Below are 11047 nucleotides of genomic sequence, written 5' to 3'. Positions count from 1 at the left end.
CACTTGAGAAGTGCGCAAGACTTTGTAAACGTAGGAGACGAGATCGAAGCTGTTATCTTGACTCTAGATCGCGAAGAGCGTAAAATGAGTTTAGGTATCAAGCAATTGACTCCAGACCCATGGACGGATATCACAACTAAGTATCCTGTTGGATCTAAGCATAGTGGAATCGTACGTAACTTCACTAACTTCGGTGTATTCGTAGAGTTAGAAGAAGGAATCGACGGTCTTATTTACATCTCTGACCTTTCTTGGACTAAGAAAGTGAAGCACCCAAGCGAGTTTACCAATGTTGGTGATACGCTAGAGGTGATCGTTTTGGAGTTGGATGTTGAAGGACGCAAACTAAGCCTTGGTCACAAGCAGACTACAGAGAACCCTTGGGACAAGTATGAAGATGACTTCGGAGTTGGAAGCAAGCACACTGCTGCCATCACTGAGATCGTTGACAAAGGAGCTACTATTACTTTCAACGAAGATATTGTAGCCTTTGTACCACAACGTCACATGGAGAAGGAAGATGGTACCAAACTTAAGAAAGGTGAGGAAGCTGAATTCCAAATCATTGAGTTTAGTAAAGACTTCAAGCGTGTGGTTGCCTCTCACATGGTGATCCACCGCGAAGAAGAAGCCAAGAACGTCCGCGCTGCACAAAAGAAGCAGTCTGAGCAGGTTGAAAAACCAACCCTTGGTGATGCTAACGCTAAACTTCAAGAGTTGAAAGACAAGATGGACGGGAAGAAATAATTTCCAGCCACTTTAAAAATAGAAGCCCTCCGGTAACGGGGGGCTTTTTTTATACACGGTACTGGGTATGTTTTGCCATACTGCCGCACACTAGTTTTGGATTAAATATTAATAACATGAGAATCCTATTTTATTTACTAGTGTGTTTTTGCGCCCTCACAGCAAAAGGGCAGATGAGCGACTCTGAGATCGTTGAAGAAGTTATTGATAACCTTCGTTACGATGACGAGAATCAATTTGGACGAATGGTTGATTACAGCGTATCCAACTCCAACCAAACCGTGACGAGTTACTTTGGAGACTTCACTTCCATTTATTCCAGAAACGTAACGGTAGAATTTCGAAGCTATGATGGTAATCGCGCTATATATCAAGGTGTAGTAGGAGTAGCAAAGGATACCAGACCCGGTAGTGATGGTTCCTATTTTATAATCACCGGAGATGAGCATGTGTACAAGTTTGGTACCTGGATCGAGAAAGACGATTATGGAGATCTTTATGAAAAGCGGGTTTACAACAGCAGAGGTCTTTTAGTTGAACTCTTTTCCTACTATGAAGGGGAATTGTACAATCGAGAAGTGTTTAAAGGACAGGAGCTGGAAGAAGACCCTTTTGAAACCTATTACTATGAAGACGGTAAGTTGGATTATAAAGAGACCCCTACTGAAGATGTTGGTTTAAATGCTGACGGATCTGTGAGCTGGAGAGTTAAAAAGGTTGACGGTAAGCGCCACGGAGAATACAAACAGCTCTTTCCCAATTCCAGTCAAGTGAGTCATCAAGGAACCTACGTCTACGGATCCTTGGAAGGACCTTATACCACTTTTTATGAAGATGGATCTAAAAGAACAGAAGAGAATTATAAGGACGGAGATCGTAACGGTTTGTATACCTCATATATGGAAAATGGAGATATAGAAGAACAGGGTAATTATAAGAAAGGAGAACGCGATGGCAAATGGCGCCTGACTTTTAAAACATCTGCCGAGTTTGAATATCCTTATTTCACAGGACGAGGATTTTGAATTGGAACCCTACTTGGAAATTGGTCCATATTTCTACAAAACTGGTAAGTACAGAGACGGTGAAGAACAAGGTGATGTAGAGCTCTTTTATATGAGTGGAGAGACCTTAATCTCCTACTCAGGCTCACGCTTAAAGTATCATTACAGAAACGGGGAGGTTTGCCTAGAAGGCAAAATTGATCGCTACGGCGAACCCAAAGGCACTTGGAGTTTTTATGATGAAATGGGAGATTTGGTCAAAAAGCTTCAGGTAGACGAGTATTAATCCTTCGATTATACTTTCCGGAGCCTCCTGTAAAGGGAGGCTTTTTTGATTTGGAGGTATACTAATTTGAGTTTTCTGCGGTTATAAAAAGAAAACTTCCATGAATAAAGTATTGAGCAGCAAGGGGCTTACTGTTGTCAATTTGTTGATCGTGGCCTATTTTTCACTCTTGTATTTGGTCAATTACTACCAATTGAAAAGCCAAGCTATTCAGGTAGTTGGAGAGCTTTTGACCATTCCTTTTTTGATCGCGCTGGTGGTCTTTACAGCTATAGGGATCAAATACCTCACCCAAAGTAAAAAACAGTTTTGGACGGTGGTTTCCATAGTCTTGTTAGGCCTTTGCGCCATTGCTACTGTAAAGAGTTTTTTCTAAAAGCTTAACTTAGAGGTTTATCGCAGAATCCTTTGGTCTGGTTCTTGCAATTGCTGCTGAAAACAAAACTATGCGACATCACTACCTCGGACTTTCCCTATTGCTTTTTCTGACAAACATCAGCTACGCGCAACAGTACAGCGAACAACTAGAATCCGCAGTAAACAAACAAACCAGATCCTTGCTCAAGGATAAAGAGATCAAGGCGGTATCCGTTGGAATCTATTACAAGGGAGAAACATACCGTTATTATTTTGGGCAGCTGAGAGATAACAATCCTGCAATGCTCAACGATTCTTCTGTTTATGAGATCGCTTCGGTCTCTAAAACTATGTTGGGTTTTGTAGCTGCTAAGGCTGTGTTGGAAGGGAAAATCAACTTAGAAGATGAGGTTCAGAAGTATTTGGATAAGCCCTATCCCAATCTCAGTTTTGATGGAGAACCCATTCGCATTAAACACTTACTCGCCAATACTTCTGGCTTGCCGCATTTTATGCCGGAGTCTATAGATGGTATTTTTGAACGTCTGAGTCCTGAGGTGCCAACTGATTTCTATAAGGCTGAGGCAGCGGTCACTAAGGATGACTTTTGGCAGGCCTTAGAGGCCTTTGAAATGACTCAAAAACCGGGAACGCAATTCTATTATTCCAATGCAGGTGCAGAGTTGATGTCATACATTTTGGAAAATGTCTACGGCAAATCCTTAGATGAGCTGCTTCAAGAAGAGTTATTTCAAAAATGCGATATGGGACTCTCGGGAATTGAAATGACGGCAGCGATGGAAGCTAATGCTGTTTTGGGCTATTGGATGGGAAATTCAGAGTCATCACCCTATTTTGCGAACACCCTTTGGGCCGGTGGGGCGGGAGTCAAGTCCAATTTGCTTGCCATGACCAACTACCTAGAATTCTTGATGGAGACTGATGATGCTGTAGTTGCTGAGTCTCGTAAAGAGCTTTTTCATGATGGCAGGACCACGCGTTTGGGATATTTTTGGCGGATTTGGAAAGATAAATACGGTACTTCATACAATCATCACGGAGGAAGCCCTGGCATGCAAAACTGGGTCTATCTTTATCCAGATCAAGACTTTGCCATCACCATCTTTACCAATCACAGTGGTCCCAAGACTCCGGGGAAGTTAAAACGAGTTGTCGATAAGATCCTCAAAGAGCTTTCGCGTTGATAATCACGTGCTTCCGACTGGTTTTTTAAACGTTGATATTTACCTATCTTTAATCACATCGATTAGCTAAATAACACATGTATACCGGAAAGATCTACCGCTTTAAGGATATGGCGCGCTGGACGCGTTTTGAATCACTTTTTTTTATTGTTTTTATCACCCTGTGGGTTGCTGCCTATTATTTTTTAGACATCGCTTGGTTGATGATCCCGTGGACCCCAATGGCTCTTATTGGTACAGCCGTTGCTTTTGTAATTGGTTTCCAGAACAACGCGGTCTATGGCCGTATTTGGGAAGCTCGTAAGATCTGGGGAGGTATTGTCAATACTTCCAGAACCTTTGGAATGTTTGTTCAGGACATGGTTACCAATGAGTATTGTGAAGATGAGGTTTCTCAGGATCAGTTAAACCTGGAAGTAAAAAACCTGACCTACCGCCATATAGCTTGGATGACCGCTTTGCGTTATTCCATGAGGCAGTTAAAGCCTTGGGAGACTACTAGTCAGCATAAAACAAACACCGAATGGGGCATTACCACGCCAGAAGCCAAAGAGTCCTTAGAAGAAGCCTTAAAACCGTATTTGAATGATGAAGACCTGGCCTATGTCCTTGCTAAAGGGAATAAGCAAACTGCTTTGCTGTATTTGCAGTCTCACCATTTGCGAGCGCTAAAGGAAAAGGGCATTGTCTGGGAATTCTCCTTTTTACAGTTAGAGGGTGTTTTGGAGGAACTCTTTACGCTTCAGGGGAAATCAGAACGAATAAAGAACTTCCCGTACCCCAGACAGTATGCGACCTTAAATCATTATTTCATGTGGTTGTTGCTCTTGTTGTTGCCGATTGCCTTAGTGCCTCAATTTCTTGATATTGGTGCTGAGATCGCAGAGTCTCGTCCTTTTCTTGGCAGTCTATTCATTTGGTTCTGTATCCCGATTTACGTCTCTGTAGCTTGGATCTTCCATACCATGGAGCGCATTGGTAGAACAGGAGAGAATCCTTTTGAGGGTACGGCTAATGATGTGCCTATCTCCGCAATTGCGAGAGGTATAGAGATCGATCTGCGTCAGAATTTAGGAGAGGATGCTGAGCAAATCCCGGCTCCATTCCCCGTAGAGTACGGCGTGCAATTTTAAAGCCACTTATTATGAAAACAATGACTTGTAAACAACTGGGAGGCGCTTGTGAGCTTTCCTTTAGCGCAGCGACCTTTGAAGAAATGATCGCTTTGAGTAAGCAACACGGCATGGAGATGTTTCAAAAAGGAGACGCTCCTCATTTGGAAGCCATGCAAGCAATAAAAAAGCTGATGGATTCCCCAGAGGCCATGGAACGCTATTTCAATGAGAAAAGAGCTTTGTTTGAAAGCTTACCTAGCGAGTAATGGATCCGCAGGACTATCTAAATAACATCAAATCTCAATTTGAGTACTATAAGGCCTTGGGGGATAAGACCTTTGAGCAATTGACCGATGAGCAGTTGTTCTGGCACTTTAATGATGCCAGTAATTCTATTGCGGTCATCGTAAACCATTTGCACGGCAATATGCTGTCTCGTTGGACCAACTTTCTCACAGAGGACGGCGAAAAATCTTGGAGGCAGCGCGATGCAGAATTTGAGCAGTCCATAACAACTCGTAAGCAATTGAATCAAAAATGGAATGAAGGCTGGAATTGCCTTTTTGGCGCGTTAGATTCAGTAAATGCCACTAATTTTGACCAAGCGATTTATATAAGAAATCAAAAGCACAGCATTACTGCCGCCTGCAACAGACAATTGGCGCATTATGCTTATCACGTTGGGCAGATCGTCTATATTGGGCGTATGACAAAGGATCAAACCTGGAAGTCCTTGAGTATTCCCAAAGGAGGTTCCAAAGCTTTTAACGACAAAAAATTTGCAAAAGGAAAACATGACGGACATTATACCGATGACATTAAATAGAGTTGCTCTAATAATTGGACTGTTGCTCACACTAGGATCATGTAAAGACAGTCCTATGACCTGTGAGGATGTTCATGAAGGCGTCTTTGAGATTATTAAGCCTGAGGAGAATTATTCGGTGCGTATAGAGCGCAAAGGCGATCAACAAATTGAAACCAATTTGAATACGGGAGCGGTAACCAAAGCGCAAGTGACTTGGGATAATATTTGTAATTACCAATTGACCTACACAGAATCTACAAGTGAGCATGCGGTAAATCTCATCGGTAAGGTGTTAATTGTTAGAATCACGGGAATTCAAGGGAACCAATACACTTATGAGGCTGTTTTACGCGGAACCCAGACCGTAACCAGCGGGATTATCACAGCCGTGGATTAAGCATTTGTCCGTATCTTTAACTAATGACTCGATTTGGCATAATTGGCTTAGGAAAGATCGCTGGGCGCTTTGCAGATGACTTGAAGTTACATCCAGAGGCAAGCCTTCAAGCGGTTGCATCTAGAACTGCGAAAAAGGCACGATCTTTTGCTGCTCAGTACGGTGCTACAACCTCCTACGGGAGCTATGAAGCCTTGTTTAAAGATGCGCAAGTGGATGTTGTTTATATAGCCACCCCGAATCACGTACACTACCAGAACTGCATGGAAGCCCTTGATGCAGGAAAACACGTGATCTGCGAAAAACCCTTTGCTCTTGATGCCGCTCAGGTGAGAAAAATGATCAATAAGGCCAAATCCAAAAAACTGTTTTTGATGGAAGCCCTTTGGACCCGCTTTATTCCTGCTACAGAAAAGGTCTTAGAGTTGATTGATCAAGGAGCAATTGGAAAAACGGTATCGGTTCGGGCAGATTTCGGTTTCCCCGCCTCTCAAGATCCAAACGGACGACTGTTTAACAAAAACCTAGGAGGAGGCTCCTTATTGGACATCGGAATTTACCCCTTGTATTTGAGTTATTTGCTTTTAGGGAGACCAGAAGCGATTGATGCAGAGGCCACTATGCACTATACCGGGGTTGATAGTCATTGCCACATAGAACTCGCTTATTCCGACGGACAAACAGCCATCTTAGAATCTACCTTTTTAGAAACCACGCCTACAGAGGCTATCATTGAGGGCAGTGAAGGCGGTATTTATATGCATCCGCGCTTTCATCATTGCCAAGCAATTAGCGTGGAGAAAGATGGCAATCTGGAAACTTTGGAGATACCCTATACAGGTTTGGGTTATTATCACGAGATCGATGAAGTGATTAATTGTCTAAAAGCGGGAAAATTAGAGTCTGAAAAAATGTCTCACCAACACAGCCAGGACCTCATTGGACTCTTAGATGCAGTGCGTTCCTTGATCGGATTGCGTTTTGACTAATGCGATCAGGCATTGCACAACCCGAGAAAATCGTCTATTTTTGCAGTACAGAAGCAATGTATGAGTCAAAAAGTCCTGCTTAACCAAACCGAAGTGCATATCACACTGCACCGTTTGGCCTGTCAATTGCTCGAAAATCACCTAGATTTTTCCAATGCCGTTCTTATTGGTCTTCAGCCTCGTGGAGTATATCTGGCGGATCGTTTTGGCGCAACTCCTCAAAGAAGATTACGCGATCAAAGATTTGCAATTAGGCTACTTGGACATCACTTTTTATAGAGACGATTTTAGAAGGGGAGACAAGCCTTTAGCGGCTAATGCAACCAATATTGAGTTTATTGTAGAAGACAAAAACGTCGTGATCATTGACGATGTACTCTATACAGGGCGCAGTATTCGTGCAGCTTTAACAGCCATACAGGCTTTTGGAAGACCCAAAAATGTAGAATTGCTTTGTCTTATTGACCGCAGGTTCAGTAGACATTTACCCATACAACCGAACTATCGCGGACGTCAGGTAGACGCCATTAACGACGAGAAGGTGAAGGTGTGTTGGCAAGAGAATGATGGCGAGGACGCCGTGTATTTAATAAATAAATAGGTTCAATGAGTAGCTTAAGTGTAGACCACTTACTCGGGATAAAGTACGTCACCCCAGAAGATATTCAACTGATCTTTGAAACTGCAGATCAGTTTAAAGAAGTGATCAATAGGCCAATAAAGAAAGTGCCGTCGCTTCGAGACATTACCATTGCCAACCTCTTTTTTGAAAATTCGACGCGCACACGCTTGTCCTTTGAATTGGCAGAGAAACGACTCTCTGCAGATGTGATCAATTTCTCTGCGGCCTCATCTTCTGTAAAAAAAGGGGAGACACTCATAGATACAGTCAATAACATTCTATCCATGAAGGTGGATATGGTAGTGATGCGCCACCCAAATCCCGGAGCGGGATTGTTTCTTTCCAAGCACGTAAAAGCGAGTATAGTGAACGCTGGTGATGGAGCTCATGAGCATCCAACACAGGCCTTGCTGGACTGTTTTTCAATCCGAGAGCGTTTGGGCGATGTAGCAGGAAAAAAGGTAGTTATTGTTGGAGATATACTGCATTCACGCGTAGCCTTATCCAATATTTTTGCACTACAAAAACTTGGAGCTTCAGTTAAGGTATGTTTCTCCTAAAACCACCTATCCCTAAGCATATAGAAAAACTTGGGGTAGAAGTCGAGTTGAACCTTGAAAAAGCGATTCAATGGTGTGATGTAGCCAATATGCTCCGAGTTCAAAATGAGCGTATGGACAGCTCTTATTTCCCATCAAGTCGGGAATACAGTTTGCAATATGGACTCACAAAAGCACACTTGGACCGATTGGATAAAGAGATCGTTGTCATGCACCCTGGACCCATTAATCGAGGTGTGGAAATCACTAGTGATGTGGCCGATTCCGATCAAGCAATCATCTTGGATCAAGTGGAGAATGGGGTTGCGGTCCGAATGGCCGTGATCTATCTGTTGGCTTCAAAAATTAAGCGCGATGACAGTTAAAGAGTTCGATAGTTTCCTTTTATTGATTGATGAGCAAAACGATCCGAAGGATTTTGCAATTCACCTCGAACGTGTTATTCCGGAGTATTTTGCGGAGCAAAACTTGGTCATCGATCTTACCAAATACCAGGATTTCACCCTAGGTCATCTTTTACATTTTCTGCAGGTTTCTAACGCACATCGAAAACACAAACAGTCTTTTGTAATGATCTGTACAGAAGTGCCGGTAGATGATATTCCTTTTGAAATGGTGGTTGTTCCTACGCTTCAAGAAGCGGGAGACATCATTGAAATGGAGACCATTGAACGCGATCTGGGCTTCTAAATAACACTAGACTTGAAACTCACTATCCTCGGTTGTCATTCTGCTACTCCTCGAACCCGTACGCACCCTACAGCGCAGGTTTTAGAGGCACGAGGCAGGCATTTTTTGATTGATTGTGGTGAAGGGACTCAGGTACAGCTCAGGCGTTCCAAGATCAAATTTACCCGAGTACAATGTGTTTTTATTTCGCATCTGCATGGGGACCATTATTTTGGGTTGATCGGATTGATCTCCACCTTTCAATTGCTCGGGCGAAAAACACCGCTTACCATTTATGCTCCTAAAGGGCTCAAAGAAGTGATCAGCATGCAATTGCGTTTGGGTAATTCCTGGCCGCAATTTGATTTGAATTTTGTGGAACTCAAAGAGAAGACTTCGGAGTTAATTTATGAGGATGACCATCTAACTGTTCATACAATCCCGCTTGATCACCGCATCTACACCAACGGATTCTTATTCCAGGAAAAAACAGGCCCGAGAAAGCTCTTAGTGGAAGAGGCTCAAAAAGCTGGGGTGGATCAGGCGTATTACAGAAAGCTTAAAGCAGGGCAAGATGTCTATAATGAAGCCGGGGTCCTGATTGATCATAAAACGTTACGACAGCAGGTACTCCGCCGAATTCTTATGCCTATTGCAGTGATACGGCTTATCATCCGGATATTATTCCGCTTATCAAAGGTGTAGATACCTTGTACCACGAAAGCACCTTTCTCCAAGAGCATGAACACCTGTGCCAGCAAACCAAGCACAGTACGGCTGTTCAGGCAGCTAGTATAGCTAAGTCAGCGGAAGTTAAGCGCTTGATCTTAGGGCATTATTCCACGCGATATGAGGATCTAAGTGTTTTTCAAAAGAGGCAAAAACAGTCTTTGAAAACAGCGAATTGGCTCAAGATCTCAAGAATTTTCTTGGTAAAAATCCGCGGAGAAAACCTGAAAATTTACTTTTAAGGCAAATCGATTTCTCGTAACTTGCAGAGAAAGCTTTTCTCATGGATCAACAACTGTATAATTTCAGAAAATCATACGAAAAAGGTGCTCTGGACAAGACTAGTGTAGATCCAAATCCGCTGCAACAGTTCAGAACGTGGTTTCATCAAGTGCAAGAGGCTGGGGTATAGAAGAGGTCAATGCAATGACCGTTACTACCTTGAGTTTGGACGTTATCCCAAAGGTCGCGTGGTGTTACTTAAAAAGTATAACGAGCACGGCTTTTATTTCTATACCAACTATCACAGTGAGAAGGGCCAAGCAATATTGGCAAACTCAAAGGTCTCTTTAGCGTTCTTTTGGCCGACCTTAGAGCGACAAGTGCTCATCAAAGGAAATGCTTCTAAAACCACTCGTGTTGACACGGAGAACTATTGGGATTCACGTCCACTAGGAAGTAGGTTAGGAGCTATAGTCTCCGATCAGAGTAAAGAAATTCCCAATCGTGAGGTGTTAGAAGACCGTTTAAAGAAGTTAGAGTCTACTTTCAGTGAGAACGATACCGTTCCCTGTCCGGATCATTGGGGTGGAATTTTGGTTGCGCCTGTTGAGATCGAGTTTTGGCAAGGACGCCCCAAACCGTCTTCACGACGAATCCTTTACCGATTGCAGGATAATGGCGATTGGAACATTGTTCGTTTATCTCCTTTAATACCAGCTTATGAAAACCTTATATCTGGTTAGACATGCAAAATCTTCTTGGGAACATAATGTATCAGACAGAGAGCGTCCATTAAAGGGCGCGGTTTGAACGATGCAGAGGCTATGGCTTTGGAGATATCCAAAAGAATTGAAGCTCCTCAGCTCGTCATTAGTAGTCCAGCCAATCGAGCGCATACCACCTTTTTGTTTTTCAAAGAAGCCTTTTCTTTGGCGGACGAGCGCTGTCGTGTGGACGAGCGTCTGTATGATTTTGGGGGACAATCGGTCATGGAAGTGATTCAAGAAACTTCCAATGAAATTGATTCGCTCAGTGATCTTTGGCCACAATCACGCCTTTACCAGTATTGTGATATGTTAGGCGATAAATACCTGGACAATCTTCCCACTTGCGGATTCGCAGCGATCGAATTCCAACAAGACGATTGTCTGAACTTAAGAACGGTAAAACATTAACAACCTATTTCCAAAAGAGATTCGCAAATGAACGAATTGCAAGAACAATACGTAAATAGAGAGATCAGCTGGCTCCAATTCAATGAAAGGGTCTTGCAGGAGGCTGCAGATGTATCAGTGCCTTTAATTGAACGTATTCGATTTCTCGGGATCTTTTCCAAC

At 43.0% G+C, this 11047-nt stretch carries 13 protein-coding genes and 4 pseudogenes; all 17 read left to right on the top strand.

The features are described from left to right. Positions 1 to 747: S1 RNA-binding domain-containing protein (locus tag ACSLP7_RS05370; protein WP_435578357.1), on the top strand; the 747-nt coding region annotated here is incomplete at its 5' end. A gap of 116 nt (positions 748 to 863) precedes the next feature. Continuing rightward, the gene (locus ACSLP7_RS05365) at positions 864 to 1772 is read left to right on the top strand and encodes a toxin-antitoxin system YwqK family antitoxin (protein WP_435578356.1); all 909 of its coding nucleotides are present in this window, start codon (positions 864 to 866) and stop codon (positions 1770 to 1772) included. Then, complete coding sequence (locus ACSLP7_RS05360) at positions 1738 to 2037, top strand: hypothetical protein (protein WP_435578355.1); 300 nt, start codon at positions 1738 to 1740, stop codon at positions 2035 to 2037. The genes ACSLP7_RS05365 and ACSLP7_RS05360 overlap by 35 nt, the downstream gene beginning before the upstream one ends. 100 nt (positions 2038 to 2137) lie before the next feature. Then, positions 2138 to 2413 carry a hypothetical protein gene (locus tag ACSLP7_RS05355; protein ID WP_435578354.1) on the top strand — a complete coding sequence of 92 codons (276 nt, stop codon included), beginning with the start codon at positions 2138 to 2140 and terminating at the stop codon, positions 2411 to 2413. Between the two features lie 70 nt (positions 2414 to 2483). Next, positions 2484 to 3599: a serine hydrolase domain-containing protein gene (locus ACSLP7_RS05350; protein ID WP_435578353.1), complete on the top strand. Its 1116-nt coding sequence runs from the start codon at positions 2484 to 2486 to the stop codon at positions 3597 to 3599. Between the two features lie 77 nt (positions 3600 to 3676). Then, entirely contained in the window at positions 3677 to 4732 is a 1056-nt protein-coding gene (locus ACSLP7_RS05345; protein WP_435578352.1) for a bestrophin family protein, read from the top strand. A gap of 11 nt (positions 4733 to 4743) precedes the next feature. Next, positions 4744 to 4980, top strand: a complete 237-nt coding sequence (locus ACSLP7_RS05340; RefSeq protein ID WP_435578351.1) for a DUF1059 domain-containing protein — start codon at positions 4744 to 4746, stop codon at positions 4978 to 4980. Next, positions 4980 to 5540: a DUF1572 family protein gene (locus ACSLP7_RS05335; RefSeq protein WP_435578350.1), complete on the top strand. Its 561-nt coding sequence runs from the start codon at positions 4980 to 4982 to the stop codon at positions 5538 to 5540. Before ACSLP7_RS05340 ends, ACSLP7_RS05335 begins: the two co-directional genes overlap by 1 nt. Next, a complete protein-coding gene (locus tag ACSLP7_RS05330; protein ID WP_435578359.1) occupies positions 5509 to 5919 on the top strand; it encodes a hypothetical protein in 411 nt (136 codons plus the stop codon). Before ACSLP7_RS05335 ends, ACSLP7_RS05330 begins: the two co-directional genes overlap by 32 nt. Positions 5920 to 5942: 23 nt before the next feature. Next, positions 5943 to 6908: a Gfo/Idh/MocA family protein gene (locus ACSLP7_RS05325; protein ID WP_435578349.1), complete on the top strand. Its 966-nt coding sequence runs from the start codon at positions 5943 to 5945 to the stop codon at positions 6906 to 6908. A gap of 60 nt (positions 6909 to 6968) precedes the next feature. Then, positions 6969 to 7509, top strand: a pseudogene (pyrR, locus tag ACSLP7_RS05320) (bifunctional pyr operon transcriptional regulator/uracil phosphoribosyltransferase PyrR). A gap of 5 nt (positions 7510 to 7514) precedes the next feature. After that, positions 7515 to 8455 (top strand): annotated as a pseudogene (locus ACSLP7_RS05315) (aspartate carbamoyltransferase catalytic subunit). Beyond that, positions 8445 to 8780, top strand: coding sequence for a ribonuclease Z (locus tag ACSLP7_RS05310; protein ID WP_435578348.1), 336 nt, complete (start codon positions 8445 to 8447; stop codon positions 8778 to 8780). Before ACSLP7_RS05315 ends, ACSLP7_RS05310 begins: the two are co-directional and overlap by 11 nt. Positions 8781 to 8792: 12 nt before the next feature. Beyond that, positions 8793 to 9750: pseudogene (locus tag ACSLP7_RS05305) on the top strand (ribonuclease Z). Positions 9751 to 9771: 21 nt separating this feature from the next. Next, a pseudogene (pdxH, locus tag ACSLP7_RS05300) lies at positions 9772 to 10453 on the top strand (pyridoxamine 5'-phosphate oxidase). Between the two features lie 63 nt (positions 10454 to 10516). Beyond that, complete coding sequence (locus tag ACSLP7_RS05295; RefSeq protein ID WP_435578347.1) at positions 10517 to 10885, top strand: SixA phosphatase family protein; 369 nt, start codon at positions 10517 to 10519, stop codon at positions 10883 to 10885. 27 nt (positions 10886 to 10912) lie between these two features. After that, the coding region (locus ACSLP7_RS05290; RefSeq protein ID WP_435578358.1) for a hypothetical protein at positions 10913 to 11047 on the top strand (135 nt) is incomplete at its 3' end.

It is taken from the genome of Gilvibacter sp. (assembly GCF_965601605.1).
GTDB lineage: Bacteria > Bacteroidota > Bacteroidia > Flavobacteriales > Flavobacteriaceae > Gilvibacter.
Note: the sequence above shows the minus strand (reverse complement) of the source record. Positions and strands in the feature narration are given on the sequence as shown.